Below are 15,568 nucleotides of genomic sequence, written 5' to 3' on the forward strand. Positions count from 1 at the left end.
ACCCGGAGGAGTTCGAGTCGGAGATCGAGCGGACCGACATCGGGATCGAGGGGCTCGACGACATGATCCTCGGGGGCGTCCCCAGCCGGTCGCTGCTGTCGGTCATCGGCGGCGCCGGAACCGGGAAGACGACGTTCGCGCTCCAGTTCCTCAACCACGCGCTCGAATCGGGGAAGAAGGGGATCTACATCACGCTCGAACAGACCCGGGAGTCGATCCTCGACACGGCGGCCGAGAAGGGGTGGTCGTTCCGCGAGCACGCGGCCGAGGACCGCCTCGCAGTCGTCGCCATCGACCCGATCGAGATGGCCAACTCGCTGTCGTCGATCCGGAACGACCTCGTCCGGCTCATCGCCGAGTTCGACGCGGACCGGCTGGTGCTCGACTCCGTCTCGCTGCTGGAGATGATGTACGACCACCCCGCGAAGCGCCGCTCGGAGGTGTTCGGCTTCACGCGCTCGCTCAAGGAGGCGGGCGTGACGACCCTGCTCACATCGGAGGCGAGCGAGGAGACGCAGTACGCGTCCAGACACGGGATCGTGGAGTACCTGACGGACGCCGTCTTCGTCCTCCAGTACGTCCGCGCGTCGGACTTCCGCGAGACGCGGCTCGCAGTCGAGATCCAGAAGATCCGCGACGCGAACCACTCCCGCGAGACGAAGCCGTACGACATCACCGACACCGGCATCTCAGTGTACGACCAGGCGAACATCTTCTGAGCGGCCCGGGCGACGAGGTATCTAGACCGACACGCGTCGCCGCGGCGATTGCTTATACATGTCCGGAGTACCGCGGTAGCGCGCGCCTCCGAGTGGCCGCACCGGCGGCCGCGAGGAGCGCGTGCGAGGGAGTCACTCGCCCGGAGCAACGCGGAGGGCGACTGACGAGGTCGGCGAGGGGCGCGGTGCGGGGGATCTCAAAGGGGCAGCCGGGAGGACGACGCAGGCGACGCAAGCGCCGCAGGAACGAGCGAAGCGAGCGTGCGTCGTCCTCCCGGTTGGGACTTTGGAGGTGTTCACCGCAGATCCGCGGTCGGTTATTTTTAAACGAACGTGTGTATAAATGCGGTATAACCCGGGATCAGTGCCCGGAGAGGAAGTGATCGTTCGGTACGGGGCCAAACAGGAGAGTATCGGTGTTACCGTACTGCTTCAGCGACCCATTTCACGCTGTAGCGCCGCGGGAAATGCGGAAGACAGCCGCGTAAGCGTCCGGATGCACCGTCCGGGAATTGAACCCGGGCTATTAGCTTGGGAAGCTAATGTCCTACCACTGGACCAACGGTGCTCAAATCGAGATACCCGACCGTCCCACTTGAACGTAGCGTTTCACCGGGCGGGGCTCACTTCGCCGCCGCCCAGTGCCGCGAGCCACAGTCTTAAGCCGTCACCGACGGAGGCACACCCATGGCCGAGGACGCAGCAACCGAGAGGCGAACCGACGCGGTCGACCGTGTGCGCGACCGCGCCGCGGAACTCGCCCCCGCGTTCGGATCGACGTGGACCGACGACGAGCCGTGGCGGTTCCTCACCGACCTCACGGCGATCGGGAGCCGGATGGCCGGCAGCGAGGGCGAGGCCCGGGGCGCCGACCTCGTCGCCGACGCCTTCGAGCGCGCGGAGCTCGCGGACGTTCGCACGGAGCCGTTCGACCTCCCGGCGTGGGAGCGCGGGTCGGCGTCGCTCGACGTGACCGTCTCCGGTCGGGACGGCGAGCCGACCACGCGGTCGTTCGAAGCCCTCGCGCTCCCGTACTCGCCGGGGGGCAGCGTCTCGGGCGAACTCGTCGACGTTGGGTACGGCACCCCGGCGGAGATCGACGAGCGCGACGTGGCGGGCCGGATCGCGGTCGCTTCGACGACCACCCCGGAGGGCGGGCGGTTCGTCCATCGCATGGAGAAGTTCGGCTACGCGGTCGACGCGGGCGCGGTCGGCTTCGTGTTCGTCAACCACCTCGACGGGCAGCTGCCGCCGACCGGGTCGCTCACGTTCGGCGAGGAGGCCGAGGCGGTCGCGGTCGGCGTTTCGAAGGAGACCGGCGCGTGGCTCCGCGAGTACGCGGTCGGTGGCGGGGGGGCCGGACCGAGCGGCTCCGGCGCCGTCGCGCAGGCCGAGCTGTCGGTCGAGGCGTCGACGACGCCGGGCGAGAGCCGCAACGTGATCGGTCGCGCCGGTCCGAACACCGACGAGCGCGTCCTCCTGCTCGCTCACTACGACGCCCACGACATCGCGGAGGGGGCGCTCGACAACGGCTGCGGCATCGCGACGGTCGCGACCGCGGCCGAGATCATCGCGGGCGCCGACCTCCCGCTCGGCGTCGATGTCGTCGCGGTCGGCGCCGAGGAGGTCGGCCTGCTCGGCGCGGAACACCTCGCCGAGCGCGTGGATCTGGACTCCGTGAAGGGCGTGGTCAACGTCGACGGCGCGGGACGGTTCCGCGACCTGATCGCGCTCGCACACGCCTCCACGGCGGCCGCGTCGGTGGCCGAAGCGGTGTCGGCCGCGACGCGCCAGCCGATCGAGGTCGACGCGCAGCCGCACCCGTTCTCCGACCAGTGGCCGTTCGTGCGCCGCGGCGTACCGGCGCTCCAGCTCCACAGCGACTCCGGCGACCGCGGGCGCGGGTGGGGCCACACCCACGCGGACACCCGCGACAAGGTCGACGACCGGAACGTCCGCGAACACGCGATGCTGACCGCCCTGCTCGTCGCCGAGTTCGCGGCGCCCGAGCGCGACCTCCCCCGCCTCGACCGCGACGAACTCGCGACCGCCTTCCGCGAGGCCGACTTCGAGACGGGGATGCGCGCGGCCGACCTCTGGCCGAGCGACTGGGACTGAACGGGGCGGCGTAGGCCGGTCCCGACCGCTCGGTCACTCCATGTCCCCGTCCGGCGTCGGCGGCGGGAGTCGCTTGTGCGCCGTCGCGCGGTGGCGGGCGAGCAGGTCCGCGACGAGGTCGCGGTCGATCCCGGCGAGTACGGCGGCAGCGGAGCCCTCGCCGCCGTCGTCGTCCGCAGTTCGGTCGACCTCGGCGACGGTCGCCGCGATTCGCTCGGCGACCGACTCGGAGTCCAGTCCGCGGTCGACGCCGAGGTGGAGGACGGGGTCCACGACCTCGTAGGGCGCCCCGAGGTCGTCGGCGTCCCGCTGGCCCGGGAGGAACCCGGCCGTCGGTGGCTTCTCGACGACGAACTCCGGCACGTCGAGTTCGGCCGCGAGGGCACGGACGCCAGACTTGTACAGGTGTCCCAGGGGGAACACGTCGGCCGCGCCGTCACCGTGTTTTGTCAGGTAGCCTAAGAGCAGTTCGCTCCGGTTGGCGGTGCCGCAGACGAGGCGGTTCGTCGCGTTGGCGGCGAGGTAGGCGACGGTCATCCGGAGCCGAGCGACCGCGTTCCCCGATCGGACCGGTTCGTCGTGGAGGTCGAAGCGATCGGGGGCGACCGCGCCGAACTGCGCGAACAGCGGCTGGAGGTGAACCGTGTCGTGTTCGATACCCAGCGCCGCCGCGAGCGCCTCGGCGTCCCGTGCGTGGGGCGCGCCGACCTTGTTACACGGGAGTATCAGCCCGTACACGCGCTCGGGACCGAGCGCCTCCACGGCGAGCGCGGCGGTCACCGTCGAGTCGAGCCCGCCGCTCATGTTCACCACGACGCCGTCGGCGGCCGCGGCGTCGACCCGCTCGGCGAGGAACGACCGGACGCGGTCGCGTTCGACCGCGGGGTCCCGGTCCGGGAGCAGCGCGCGAGGCAGCGACTCGGAGCTCGGATCGGACCGAGTCACTTGTCGGGCACCCGCCTCCGCCGACCGACCGGCCGAGACGGCCCCGTCGGACTCGAACGCCGACTCGCGGTCAGCCATCGACGCCCTCCGCTCGGTCCCTCGTCCGCGTTCTCTGCCGATTTACACCGCCGGTGAGCCGTCGCGGAGTGACGGGGTGTCCCTGCGAGCGGTGACAAACGTCGCGTTGATTCGTCATCAGTCGCCCGCCCCTTCCGGCTTCGGCGGTAAATACTTGCGGTGTAGATAGTATAAGGAATTAGTACAAAGTTACTCTGAACGGCGCACAATCGACCATAATTACAAAAATAAAGAACTTCAACTGGGACGAGAATTAAAAATATTCGAGAATAGGATCTAGCGAGAGGTTGTTTTTCCGTTACCGCATATCTGAAGTAGCAATCACAGTATTTTCCAGAAATAACACGGTTTAGTGGGTCTCATAAGCATATAATGACGTTATATACCAATATTTATCAGGAAGTTACGCATCGAATTGTGTATGTCAGAAATCGAGTTGAGTTCAAGTCAAAGCCGGGTGCTCACTGCGCTCGTGAACCTCGCGGAAGGAGGGGACGACCCAGTACAGGGGCGAGAGATCGCTGACGCGATCGACCGCAACCCGGGGACGGTCCGGAACCGGATGGGTAGCCTCCGGACCCTCGGACTCGTCGAGGGCGTCGCCGGGCCGGACGGCGGATACATCCCGACCGACGGGGCGTACGACGCCCTCGACATCGAGCGGCTAGACGACGCCGCGACGACCCCGGTGGAGCGCGAGGGCATCCCCGTCGAGGACGTCACCGTCGCTGAGATAGACCTGTCGAGCGTCGCCAATCCGGAACTGTGTCGCGCCGAACTCGTGATCCGCGGTCCCGTCGGCCCGTTCGACGCGGGAGACCACGTGACCGTCGGGCCGACGCCCGCCACCGGGCTGCGGCTCTCTGGCGTGGTCGACGCGACGAACGTCGACGGCAACACCCTGCTGGTCCGCGTCGACGGCATGGAGACGCCGGCGGGCGGATCGGCGGCCTGACGGCCGCGGCCTCGGCGGTCCGGATCGTCTCTCCACGGCCGCCGAGCTCACTCTTCTTCGGCGGCCGAGAACAGCCTGTCGCGGACCGCGCCGGTGGCGGCGGCGGCGTGACGCGCGTCGCGGTGTCGCTCGCCGAACGCGACCCGCGCGCTCCGGGCGGCCTCGCGGTCGACCTCGAACGTCACTTCGGGGTAGCGCACGTCCCACAGCACGAGCGGTTCGGGCGGCGCGGGGCCGACCCCCCGCTCGCCGGGGATCGGGTCGGCGGCGAGCAGCCGTTCGATCCATGCGGGGTCGGCCGTTCCGCGACCCACGGCCCGGACCGCGGCGACGACCCGCCTGACGAGCGCCCGCGGGAACCCGTCCGTCGAGAGTTCGACGACGAGCGCGTCGCCCGCGCGGGTCGCCCGCGCGTCAAGGTCGCGGACCGTGCCCGTCTCGTCTGTCGTCAGGTTGTGGAAGTCGTGTTCGCCGTCGAACCGCGCGAGCGCGTCCCGGAGTCGGTCGTCGTCGACCGCGTGTTCGGGATCCGATCGCGCGGCGTCGGTCGAACCGCCCCCGTCGACCGCGGGGGCGTAGAGGTGGTACCGGTAGGTCCGGCGGACCGCGTCGTGCGTCGCGTGGAACTCCTCTCCGACGTCGGCGGCGGCCCACACGCGGACGGATCCCGGTAAGTGCCCGTTGAACGCGCGGGGGGTGAGCCACGTCGGCGCCTCGAAGGCGACGGTCTGGGCCACCGCCGAGACGCCGGCGTCGGTCCGCCCGGCCGCGGCGTAGCCGGGGGGCGTGGCGTGGGTCGCCCCGTCGCCGCGCTGGACGACGCCGTGGTCCGCGAGCGCTTCGAGGAGCGCGTCCGCCACCGTCTCGGCGTGCGGCTGTCGCTGGAAGCCGGCGTACTCTCGCCCGTCGTACGCGACCCGGAAGGCGCGCGTGACGGTCTCGCGGCCGTTCGACGCGTCCGTCATGGGCGTTCGCTCGGCGCGGCCGTCACTGCCCGTCCGACGCTCCGCGTCCGCCCGTCGCGTCGCCGTCGTCGGCCGGCTCTCGATCCGCCTGATCCGCCGGCTCCCGATCCCCTTCGTCCGTCGGCTCGGTCATCGGAACGGTCACCACCGGTACCGACGCGACGCGGACGACCTTCTCGGTGACGCTCCCGAGGAGCAGCCGTCGGATCCCCTGTCGAGTGTGGCTCGGCATGACGACGAGGTCGGCGCCGTCCTCGATCGCGTTCTCGATGACGTCCAGCGGCTCGCCGCGGACGACGTCGCCGACCGTCTCGACGCCGGCTTCCTCCAGCTCCGCGGTCACCGCTTCCACCCGCTCCTCGGCCGCGTCGACGAGGCGGTCGGAGAACGCGCCCGTCCGCGGCCCGGCGAGCGTGTCGACCGCGGTGTCGGCGGCCGAGACGACGTGGACGGTCGCGCCGTATCGCTCGGCGAGGCTGGCCGCGTGCGGGATCGCGTCGTTCGCCTCGCCGCCGGGTGCGACGGGGAGGAGGATCTGGTCGTACATACGCGGTACTGCTCGCGCCCGCCGGAAAACGATACCGGCCGTCGGTGGTCCGGGGCGGGGACGTCACAGCCCGAGCGCGTCCAGCAGGTCGAACCCGACGCCGGCGTAGCCGACGAGCTTGAAACCGAGGTAGATGCCGACGATCGCCATCACGCCCGGCAGCTCCGGGGGCGCGGGGATCGGAACGCGGAGGAATGCGAACAGCGCGCCGACCGTCACCCCGACGACGAGCGCGGCGACGGTCAGGACCGCGGTCGAACTCATGTCGACGCGTCCGCGGCGTTCGCTTATAACTGCGGTGTTCGCGGCCGGGGACGACCCGCGCGGATGGGCAGGGTTTTCCGACGGGCGCCCTTCTCTGCGGACATGGCACGAGAGGTTTCCGATCCCGACAACCCGCAGGTGACGCTTCAGACCAACCACGGCGATATCGTCGTCGAGCTCTTCGCCGATCGCGCGCCGAAGACGGTCGAGAACTTCCTCGGGCTGGCGCGTCACGACCCCGCGGCCGACGCGGAGCCCGCGCCCGAGACGAACACGTGGGAGGACCCCAAGAGCGGCGAGGTCCGCGGCGACTCGCTGTACGAGGGCATCGTCTTCCACCGCGTCATCGACGACTTCATGATCCAAGGCGGCGACCCGATGGAGAACGGCCGCGGCGGTCCCGGCTACGAGTTCGACGACGAGTTCCACGACGACCTCACCCACGACGGACCCGGGATCCTGTCGATGGCGAACTCCGGCCCGAACACGAACGGCTCGCAGTTCTTCATCACGCTCGACGCGACCCCGCACCTCGACGGCAAGCACGCCGTCTTCGGGCATGTCATCGACGGGATGGACGTCGTCGAGGAGATCGGCGGCGTGCCGACCGGGCGCAACGACGACCCCCGCGAGGCCGTCGAGATCGAGCGCGTCGACGTCGACGAGTAACGGTTTCGCCTCCGCACCGACTGCGTGCGTCACCGTCGCACGCTGCGGGGAGTTGAGAAGAGTTAAATTGTCCCCGACGTAAGCATTGTTCACGCTCGGTTGGTGTAGTCCGGCCAATCATGTTGGCCTTTCGGCGGACGCGGCGCCTCGGCGCCGGTTCGGAAGTCAGCCGACGACCAGGGTTCAAATCCCTGACCGAGCATCCATCATCACCGCGAGCGGCGCGTCTCCTTCTCTGAGCGGCGCGTCGCTACCTCCCCGGCCGCCCGAATGGGAAGAATCACTTTCCTCGGCGACGACGCGTATCCATGAGCGATACACCCGAGAACGGCGGCGACGGCGACGACGCCGGTAGCGACCCTGACGCCGGCGCCCCCGACGAGCACCGGTTCGAGACCCTCGCGATCCACGCCGGACAGGAGCCCGACCCGGAAACGGGGGCGTTGATGACCCCGATCCACGCGAACTCCACCTACGAGCAGGACAGGCCGGGCGACCACCGCGGCTACGAGTACAGCCGGACCGGGAACCCGACGCGGAGCGACCTGGAGGCGAACCTCGCCTCGCTGGAGTCGGGCAGCCACGCGCGCTGTTTCTCCTCCGGCATGGGGGCGATCAACACCGTCCTCAACCTGCTTTCGGCTGGCGACCACGTCGTCGCCGGCGACGACGTGTACGGGGGGACCCACCGCATCCTCACGCAGGTGTACGACGAGTACGACATCGACACCACGTTCGTCGACACGACCGACCACGACGCGGTCCGGGCGGCGATGCGCGAGGAGACCGAGCTGGTTTGGGTCGAGACGCCGACGAACCCCCTGATGAACGTCAACGACATCGGCGCGCTCGCCGACATCGCCCACGAGGGCGACGCGCTCTGCGCGGTCGACAACACGTTCGCGACGCCGTACCTCCAGCGCCCGCTCGAACACGGCGCCGACATCGTCTCCCAGTCGCTGACGAAGTACCTCGGCGGGCACTCGGACACCATCGGCGGCGCCCTGATCGTCGACGACGAGGAACTGGACGAGCGGCTCGGCTTCTACCAGAACTCCGTCGGCGCGACGCCCGGCCCGTTCGACGCGTTCCTCGTCCTCCGCGGGACGAAGACGCTCCCCGTCCGGATGGACCGACACTGCGAGAACGCGATGGCGCTCGCGGAGTGGCTGGAGAGACACGACGCGGTCGAGCGCGTCTACTACCCCGGGTTGGAGTCGCACCCCGACCACGAGCTGGCGGCCGCGCAGATGGACGACTTCGGCGGCATGCTGTCGTTCGAGCTGGACGGCACCCTCGAAGAGGCGTCGACGGCCGTAAGCGAGACGGAGGTGTTCACCCTCGCGGAGTCGCTCGGCGGCGTCGAGAGCCTGATCGAGCAGCCCGCCGCGATGACCCACGCTGCCATCCCGCGTGAGGAGCGGATCGCGGCCGGGCTCACCGACGGCCTCATCCGGGTGTCGGTGGGGATCGAACACGTCGACGACATGAAGGCGGACCTCCGGGCGGCGTTCGACGCGGCGCTGTCGTAGCCCGCCCCGACGGGGTTCGGCGCTCCGCCGGTCACCGAGCGACTGACACCATTTTTATCGGTCCCGGCGAGACAGCCCCCATGAGCGATCCAGACGTCTTGGTGCTTCGACAGACGATCCACGGGCTGGGCCCCGACGAACTGGCGTCGGCGATCCGCGAGCGGCTCCCCGACGCGACGGTCGCGCGAGCGCGAACGCCCGCGGAGGAACTGGAGCTGATCCGGACGGCGCGGGTCGCCGTCGGGCTCAACGTCGACGAGGAGCTGCTCGCCGCCGCAGAGGAGCTGGAGCTGTTCGCCTGCGTGTTCGCGGGGACGGGCCACCTGCCGCGCGACCTGCTCGCGGACCACGGAATCGCCGTGACGAACGCTTCGGGCGTCCACGGGCCGAACATCGCCGAACACGTCGTCGGGTCGATGATCGCGCACGCGCGACAGTTCCACCGGGCGTACCGGCAGCAGACCCGCCGGGAGTGGCGCACCTACGAGACGACGGAGTTGTACGGCTCGACCGTCTCCGTGGTCGGGCTCGGCGCCATCGGCCGGGCCGTCGTCGACCGCTTAGAGGCGTTCGACGTCGACACCGTCGGCGTCCGCTACTCTCCGGAGAAGGGCGGGCCGACCGACGAGGTGTACGGATTCGACGAGTTTCACGAGGCCGTCACCGGGGCGGAGTACGTCGTCTTGGCCTGTCCACTCACGGAGACGACGCGGGGGCTGGTCGACGCCGACGCGCTCAGGACGATGCGGGCCGACGCCGTCCTCGTCAACATCGCTCGGGGGCCAATCGTCGACACGGACGCCCTGGTGACGGAGCTCCGGAACAACCGTATCCGCGGCGCGGCGCTGGACGTCACCGACCCGGAGCCGCTGCCGGAAGACCACCCGCTGTGGGGGCTGTCGAACGCGACGATCACGCCGCACAACGCCGGACACACCCCCGAGTACTACGACCGCGTCGCGGATATCCTCGCCGACAACGTCGCGCGGTTGAACGCCGGCGACGAACTCCGTAACCGCGTGGTCTGAGACGACACCGAGAAAACACGCCGGTCGTATCCATACTGAAGTGTAGGTATATATAGTAAAATTACTTCTCTATTTATCGGCCCTAGGCATTCTCCACTGCCGTTTTGCGGACTATTTGACGACAGATGTCTCGCTCGTTGTTCGGCAGTATATATTTTGATCAAAATTAAGGTGTTCCGCTCCGGAGGGTCGGGTATGGAAACGCGGAAGGTCCAAGTCACCGGCGGCTCGACGTACACCGTCTCGATTCCGAAGACGTGGGCGACTGAGAACGACGTCGAGGCCGGGACGGAGATCGAGTTCCACCCCGACGGCGACTCCCTGTTTCTCACCCCGCGGTCGGAGGACGAACGGATGCGGGGGACGCTCGACATCGCGGACCTGTCTGGGCAGGCACTCCAGCGGGCGGTGACGACGATGTACGTCAGCGGCTTCGACGTCATCGAACTGGAGGCGGCCGAGATCACCACCGAGCAGCGCTCGACGATCCGCGACGCGGTCCAGAGTCTCGTCGGCCTAGAGGTGTTAGAGGAGACGCGGGACCGCGTCGTCGTCCAGGACCTCCTCGACTCCTCCGAGCTTTCGATCCACAACGCGGTCACGCGGATGCGGCTGATCTCGCTGTCGATGCTCGAAGACGCGATCACCGCGCTCGCCGACCGCGACCACGACCTCGCGCGCGACGTGATCGGCCGCGACGACGACCTCGACCGGCTGTGGCTCGTGGTCTCGCGGATCTTCCGCGCGACGCTGCGAACGCCGAAGGCGGCCGAGGAGCTCGGGCTCCCCCGCGAGGAGTGTTTCGACTACCACTCCAGCGCTCGCCAGTTAGAGCGGATCGGCGACCACGCGACGAAGATCGCGCACCTGACCCTGAACATCGAGGACCCGCTTCCCGACGACGTCGTGGAGGCGGTGAACGACCTCCACGGCGACGCGGTCGACGTGATCGACACCGCGATGGACGCGCTGTTCGACGACGACACCGAGGCGGCTACCCGACGAGCGAACGAGGCGAGAACCGGCGTCAGAGCGATCGACGAGCGCGTCAGGTCCATCGACGAGGTCCTCCGCGACCTCGACCCCACCCGCGCGCAACTGCTCGGGCTCGTCGTTGACTCGGTCCTCCGGTCGGCCGACTACGGCGGGAACATCGCCGAGACGGCCCTCCAGAAGGCCGCGCCGACGCCGTGAGGGAAGCGGAGGGGATCGCTCACCGACTCCCCGGACCCCGGCGGCTCGCGGTCGCCGGCGGTGCGATCGTCCTCTTCGTCGCGATCGTCGGCGGCGGCGCCGCCGCGTACTTCGCCGCCGGTATGGGACCGGACGCGGACGCGGTTGCGGCGGTCGAGGCGGACCCGGACATAACCGTCGACCGGACGGCGGTCGGGACCGCGGTCCGCGACGGACCGGTGACGGCGTCGACCGTCGGACTCGTTTACTACCCCGGCGCGCGGGTGGCTCACGAGAGCTACGTCCCCACCGCCGCCGAGATCGTCGCCGCGTCCGACCGGATCGCGCTCGTCGTCGTGGTGGACGCTCCCCTCAACCTCGCCGTCCTCGCGCCGGACCGTGCCGATCGCGTGCGCGAGCGTCACCCGGAGGTCGGCGTCTGGCCCGTCGGCGGCCACTCGCTCGGCGGTGCCATGGCCTGCCGGCACGCCGCCGAGAACGCCGCGGCCTACGAGGCGCTCGTCCTCCACGCCGCGTACTGCGACCGCGACGTCTCCGACAGCGGCCTCGACGTGCTCTCGGTGCTCGGCGGCGCGGACGGCGTGATCGACGCCGAACGGGAGCGCGCGTCGCGGGCGAACCTCCCGTCGGACGCGCGGATCGTGAAACTCGACGGCGTCAACCACGCCGGGTTCGGGGCCTACGGCCCGCAGCGCGGCGACGGTCCCGCGTCGCTGTCGCCCGACGCCAGCCGGGAGGCGGTCGGGAACGCGACCGGGACGTGGCTCTCGGAAGGGGGCGCGGCGACCCGCAGTGTCGAGCCGCGACTAGTTCCGGACCGCGGCGCGTGGTCGGTCGCCGACCGTGGCCCGCGGTCGCCCGGTTCCGCCGTGCTCGTCGTTGCCGGGTGAGCGGGTTTTTTGAGCGCGCTCCCCCGAGGGGATCCCATGCCAGAGATCGAACTCGGCGTGCCGAGGGGCGTCATCGAGTCGCTTCCGGAGGAGGAGGGGACCGCCGAGCAGGACATGCGGCGCGCCATCGCGGGGATCCAGTCGCGACTGAACGAGTCGCTCGACGAGGCCGACCCCGACGAGGCAGCCGAGGTCGTCGCCGACGCGGTCGAGCGCATGGAGTCGCAGGCGAGCACCTACCACGAGTTCGTCCCGGAACTCCGCGCGTGGGGGCAGTCGCCGATCTACGCGATCGCGTGGCGGAACCTCTACCTCGAGCTCATCGGCCAGCTGTACGACCACGAGTGGCTTGCCGACGACCTCGACCGGGAGCGGAACTTCCGGCTGGTCGAGGACGGGATTCGCCTCTCCGACCTGTGACCAAGCGACCGTCGCCTTCCGTGGCCGACCGCTTTTAAGCCGCCGCGACCCGACGTACGGGTATGGAACTGGAACTGCGGTTCTTCGCGACGTTTCGCGAGGCCGCCGGCGGGAAGACGGTGAACGCGGAGTTCGCCGACGCCGCGACCGTCGGCGACGTGCTGCGCGAACTGGAGTCGGAGTACGAGGGGATGGAGGGCCGACTGATCGCCGACGGGGACCTCGCCCCGCAGATCAACGTCCTGAAGAACGGCCGCGAGGTGCTCCACCTCGACGGGCTCGACACACCGATGGCGGACGGGGACCGGCTCTCCGTGTTCCCGCCCGTCGCGGGGGGCGCATGAGCGACGACGGCTCGGCGACCGCCGAGGACGTGGTCGACGACGCGGACGCTTCCGGCCTCCCGCCGGCCGAGGAGGGGTGGGAGCGCGAGACGGTCGCGTACCGCGGTATCTCTCGGCGGCTCGCCGCCCATTACCTCAGGAACTTGGGCGGGGAACTCGTCGGAACCGACGAGCCCGCGGAGGCGACCAGCGTGGCGGGCGACGGCTGGCGGGCGGCCCTCAGCGCCGAGAAGGTGACCGCCGCGGCCGCGATCGAGATCACGGAGGTGACCGCCGAGTTCGCGGGCGACCCGGACGCCCTCGGTGACCTCCTCCCGAAATACCGGCAGAAGGCCATGCGCGCCGGCGGGTGATGTCCGACGACGACAGCGAGTCCGGCGACCACGGAGAGGACGCCGATGGCCGCAAAGGGGACGCCGACGGCGAGGTCGACGGTCATGGAGCGGACGCCGACGGTCGTGGAGCGGACGCCGACGGCGAGGCCGACGACCGCAGAGCGGGTACCGACGGTCGTGGAACGGACACTGACCGGGACCCGGGGACGTACCCCATCGAGGGGACAGCGCTAGTGAAGACGACCGCGCTTGCGAGTGTGCCCGCTGCGCGCGTGCCGACGCTCCTCGCGCGCGTCCAAGCCGACCTCGGCCCCAGAATCGATGCGTATCGCCGGGGGTACGAGCAGATCGAGGCCGAGCCGGGGCGCGAGACGTTCCTTGTCCAGCCGGACCACTGGGACGAGGTGGCCGAGCGCGTCGGGCTCTCCGAGCGCGAGCGCGACGCCGTCGTCCGCGCGCACGAGGCCGCGGTCGAACGGCTCGGGGCCGGGAGCGGTCGCCGGGCGGAGTTCGACGCCGCCCTAGAAATCCGGTCGGCCGTCGTCATCGGTCTCAACGAAGATGGGGACGGTAGTCGTGAGGAGGATACCGGTCGTGAGGCGGACGGTAGTCGTGAGGCGGACAGCGACGATTGATCCGGGCCGTGCCGCCACCGACGCCTTTTCGAACCGCAGCGCAGAGGTGCCTGTATGCGACTCGCTCGACTGCTCACGCCGGACGGTCCCGTGGTCGGCCGATACGACGACGGCACAGTCGTCGCCGACGACGGCCGGTACGAGGTCGGCCGCGACGGCCGACTGCTCCCGCCGTGTGACCCCACCGCGCTGTACTGCGTCGGCCGGAACTACGCCGAGACGCTCGACCAGATGGACTACGAACGGCCCGAGGAGCCGGATTTCTTCATCAAGCCCCCGACGAGCCTGCTCGCGCACGGCGAGGAAATCCGATATCCAGAGTGGACCGACGAGCTGACGTACGCCGGCGAACTTGTCGCCGTGCTCGACGAACGGTGCCGGGATCTCGCCCCCGAGGACGTCCCGGAGGTCGTCCGCGGCTACACGATACTGAACGACGTCGACGCGCTCGACCAGCAGGGCCGGACCGCGCGGAAGGCGTTCGACGGGTCGGCGCCGCTGGGCCCGTGGATCGAGACCGACGTGGACCCGACGGATATCGACATCGAGACTACCGTGGGCGGCGAGGTGCGACAGGACGCGACCACCGAACTGATGCTGTTCGGTCCCCGAGAGGTCGTCTCGTACCTCTCGAAGCGGTTCACGTTCGAGCCCGGCGACTGTGTCGCGTTCGGCAGTCCGGCGAACCCCGGGCTCGTCGAACCCGGCGAGCGGGTCGAAATCACCTACGAGGGGGTCGGGACGCTCTCGAACGCGGTGGTCGCGTCGGGCGGGGAGTGACGGCGCCGAGTTCGGCCGGGTGAACGCCGGGTGATCTCACCGATCCGCGGGGTCGAAGTCGTCGACGCTCGCGTCGTCGATCAGGCGGTTGGCGGTCGTCAGCGTCGTCTCGTCGCCGGTCCGTACGTAGGTCCCGAGCGCGTCGACCGCCTTCACGAGCCCGTCCGCGGCCGCGGGCGGCACGTCGCCCCCGAGGGCGTCGGCGCGCGCGACGCGGTCGCGAAGGCGTTCGAACGCGTCGCGAGCGGGACCGATCCGAGAGCCGGGGCTCTCTCCTTCGACGGTAACCGCCGGGGAGTCGCCCTCGGCGTCGGCGGTGCGTTCCGCCCCGCCCGGTCCGGCGCCGGATTCGAGTTCGTCGAGGAAGTCGAGCGCGTCGCTGCGGTACGCCTCGACCGCGCGCACGGCGGCCATCCCTCGGGCCTCGCGGAGCGCGGTCGGTACCTCCCCCGCAGCCGGGCGCTCGCCGTCGTCGGCGCCGGCGAGCAGCCCGAGGAGGTACTCGCGATCGGCGTCGGTCGGGTCCCGGAGCCGTTCGAAGCAGTCGACCGCCTCCAGCAGCTCTCGGGCAGCGAGGTAGGTCTCGTCGAGCGGCGTGAGACGCCCGCCGTCGATGAACCCGCGCTTCCGGCAGTACTCCCGGAGGTCGGACTGGAGCTCGTCGACGCCAGAGCGCGGGAGCGTCCCGGTCGCGTTCCCGAACCGCTCGCGGTGCGCCGCGAGGTCGAGCGCGACGGGCGTGTCGGTGTGTGCCGTCCGGGCGTCGACGCCGACGCTGCGCAGGTCGCCGCAGCTCGGACACGCGACGGAGCCCGTCTCGTAGTACGACCACCGCGTGCCACAGGACTGGCACTCGCGTTCGCCGCGGACCTTCATGCGTTCGGCTTCGTCGCGTCCGCCCTAAATGACTGCGGGTCGAGCGTGTGGCCACGCGGGACACGGGCGAGCCGTGCGATCTCGCGAGACGGGCGGTCGCGGAACGGGCGGCCGCGGGACGGGCGGCCGCGGAACAGGCACCTCCCTACAGGCGGCTCGGGTACCAGCATATTTCATCCCTTCCGGCGAACGATCGGTATGAGCTGGCACGCCGTCGACGCGGTCGAGGCGTACCGCAGCGACGCTGTCCCTTATACCCATCTCCGAGCCCACG

The 15,568-nt window shown here is 70.0% G+C and carries 18 protein-coding genes and 2 tRNA genes; 14 read left to right on the forward strand and 6 right to left on the reverse strand.

Annotation, left to right across the window (positions count from 1 at the left end; genetic code table 11):
• Positions 1 to 719 (forward strand): KaiC domain-containing protein (locus tag B9G49_RS13000; protein ID WP_086216652.1); only part of this gene is annotated, 719 nt, incomplete at its 5' end.
• Between the two features lie 497 nt (positions 720 to 1,216).
• On the opposite strand, the gene B9G49_RS13005 is transcribed toward B9G49_RS13000, so the two are convergent.
• Positions 1,217 to 1,287, reverse strand: a tRNA-Gly gene (locus B9G49_RS13005).
• Between the two features lie 119 nt (positions 1,288 to 1,406).
• Here B9G49_RS13005 and B9G49_RS13010 point away from each other — a divergent pair.
• Positions 1,407 to 2,837, forward strand: a complete 1,431-nt coding sequence (locus tag B9G49_RS13010) for a M28 family metallopeptidase (protein WP_086216653.1) — start codon at positions 1,407 to 1,409, stop codon at positions 2,835 to 2,837.
• Between the two features lie 33 nt (positions 2,838 to 2,870).
• Here B9G49_RS13010 and nadE read toward each other — a convergent pair whose 3' ends face one another.
• Positions 2,871 to 3,860 carry an NAD(+) synthase gene (gene nadE, locus B9G49_RS13015; RefSeq protein ID WP_086216654.1) on the reverse strand — a complete coding sequence of 330 codons (990 nt, stop codon included), beginning with the start codon at positions 3,858 to 3,860 and terminating at the stop codon, positions 2,871 to 2,873.
• A gap of 421 nt (positions 3,861 to 4,281) precedes the next feature.
• On the opposite strand from nadE, the gene B9G49_RS13020 reads away from it, so the two are divergent.
• Positions 4,282 to 4,815: an Rrf2 family transcriptional regulator gene (locus B9G49_RS13020; protein WP_049932615.1), complete on the forward strand. Its 534-nt coding sequence runs from the start codon at positions 4,282 to 4,284 to the stop codon at positions 4,813 to 4,815.
• Positions 4,816 to 4,862: 47 nt separating this feature from the next.
• On the opposite strand, the gene truA is transcribed toward B9G49_RS13020, so the two are convergent.
• The 3 genes from truA to B9G49_RS13035 all read right to left on the reverse strand — a co-directional run bounded on the left by truA (position 4,863) and on the right by B9G49_RS13035 (position 6,591).
• The gene (gene truA, locus B9G49_RS13025) at positions 4,863 to 5,780 is read right to left on the reverse strand and encodes a tRNA pseudouridine(38-40) synthase TruA (RefSeq protein ID WP_086216655.1); all 918 of its coding nucleotides are present in this window, start codon (positions 5,778 to 5,780) and stop codon (positions 4,863 to 4,865) included.
• A gap of 22 nt (positions 5,781 to 5,802) precedes the next feature.
• Positions 5,803 to 6,327, reverse strand: coding sequence for a universal stress protein (locus B9G49_RS13030; RefSeq protein ID WP_049932617.1), 525 nt, complete (start codon positions 6,325 to 6,327; stop codon positions 5,803 to 5,805).
• A gap of 63 nt (positions 6,328 to 6,390) precedes the next feature.
• The gene (locus tag B9G49_RS13035) at positions 6,391 to 6,591 is read right to left on the reverse strand and encodes a XapX domain-containing protein (RefSeq protein WP_086216656.1); all 201 of its coding nucleotides are present in this window, start codon (positions 6,589 to 6,591) and stop codon (positions 6,391 to 6,393) included.
• Positions 6,592 to 6,693: 102 nt separating this feature from the next.
• On the opposite strand from B9G49_RS13035, the gene B9G49_RS13040 reads away from it, so the two are divergent.
• The 11 genes from B9G49_RS13040 (at position 6,694) to B9G49_RS13090 (ending at position 14,418) form a co-directional block, all read left to right on the forward strand.
• A complete protein-coding gene (locus B9G49_RS13040; RefSeq protein ID WP_049932621.1) occupies positions 6,694 to 7,260 on the forward strand; it encodes a peptidylprolyl isomerase in 567 nt (188 codons plus the stop codon).
• Positions 7,261 to 7,353: 93 nt separating this feature from the next.
• Positions 7,354 to 7,462, forward strand: a tRNA-Glu gene (locus B9G49_RS13045).
• 106 nt (positions 7,463 to 7,568) lie between these two features.
• Positions 7,569 to 8,792 carry a cystathionine gamma-synthase gene (locus tag B9G49_RS13050; RefSeq protein ID WP_086216657.1) on the forward strand — a complete coding sequence of 408 codons (1,224 nt, stop codon included), beginning with the start codon at positions 7,569 to 7,571 and terminating at the stop codon, positions 8,790 to 8,792.
• Positions 8,793 to 8,872: 80 nt separating this feature from the next.
• The gene (locus B9G49_RS13055; protein ID WP_086216658.1) at positions 8,873 to 9,820 is read left to right on the forward strand and encodes a D-2-hydroxyacid dehydrogenase; all 948 of its coding nucleotides are present in this window, start codon (positions 8,873 to 8,875) and stop codon (positions 9,818 to 9,820) included.
• Between the two features lie 195 nt (positions 9,821 to 10,015).
• Positions 10,016 to 11,014 carry a phosphate uptake regulator PhoU gene (locus B9G49_RS13060; protein WP_049932625.1) on the forward strand — a complete coding sequence of 333 codons (999 nt, stop codon included), beginning with the start codon at positions 10,016 to 10,018 and terminating at the stop codon, positions 11,012 to 11,014.
• Positions 11,011 to 11,904, forward strand: coding sequence for an alpha/beta hydrolase (locus B9G49_RS13065; RefSeq protein WP_086216659.1), 894 nt, complete (start codon positions 11,011 to 11,013; stop codon positions 11,902 to 11,904). The genes B9G49_RS13060 and B9G49_RS13065 overlap by 4 nt, the downstream gene beginning before the upstream one ends.
• Positions 11,905 to 11,940: 36 nt before the next feature.
• Positions 11,941 to 12,324 carry a hypothetical protein gene (locus B9G49_RS13070; protein ID WP_086216660.1) on the forward strand — a complete coding sequence of 128 codons (384 nt, stop codon included), beginning with the start codon at positions 11,941 to 11,943 and terminating at the stop codon, positions 12,322 to 12,324.
• Between the two features lie 62 nt (positions 12,325 to 12,386).
• Positions 12,387 to 12,668, forward strand: a complete 282-nt coding sequence (locus tag B9G49_RS13075; protein ID WP_049932629.1) for a ubiquitin-like small modifier protein 1 — start codon at positions 12,387 to 12,389, stop codon at positions 12,666 to 12,668.
• A complete protein-coding gene (locus B9G49_RS13080) occupies positions 12,665 to 13,021 on the forward strand; it encodes a hypothetical protein (protein WP_049932631.1) in 357 nt (118 codons plus the stop codon). The genes B9G49_RS13075 and B9G49_RS13080 overlap by 4 nt, the downstream gene beginning before the upstream one ends.
• A gap of 197 nt (positions 13,022 to 13,218) precedes the next feature.
• A complete protein-coding gene (locus B9G49_RS13085) occupies positions 13,219 to 13,638 on the forward strand; it encodes a hypothetical protein (RefSeq protein ID WP_086216663.1) in 420 nt (139 codons plus the stop codon).
• A gap of 54 nt (positions 13,639 to 13,692) precedes the next feature.
• The gene (locus tag B9G49_RS13090) at positions 13,693 to 14,418 is read left to right on the forward strand and encodes a fumarylacetoacetate hydrolase family protein (RefSeq protein ID WP_086216661.1); all 726 of its coding nucleotides are present in this window, start codon (positions 13,693 to 13,695) and stop codon (positions 14,416 to 14,418) included.
• 36 nt (positions 14,419 to 14,454) lie between these two features.
• Here the strand turns inward: B9G49_RS13090 and B9G49_RS13095 are convergent, their stop codons facing one another.
• Positions 14,455 to 15,294, reverse strand: a complete 840-nt coding sequence (locus B9G49_RS13095) for a hypothetical protein (RefSeq protein ID WP_086216662.1) — start codon at positions 15,292 to 15,294, stop codon at positions 14,455 to 14,457.
• Positions 15,295 to 15,568 lie beyond the last annotated feature (274 nt).

The organism is Halorubrum sp. SD683, from assembly GCF_002135045.1.
GTDB classification, from domain to species: domain Archaea; phylum Halobacteriota; class Halobacteria; order Halobacteriales; family Haloferacaceae; genus Halorubrum; species Halorubrum ezzemoulense.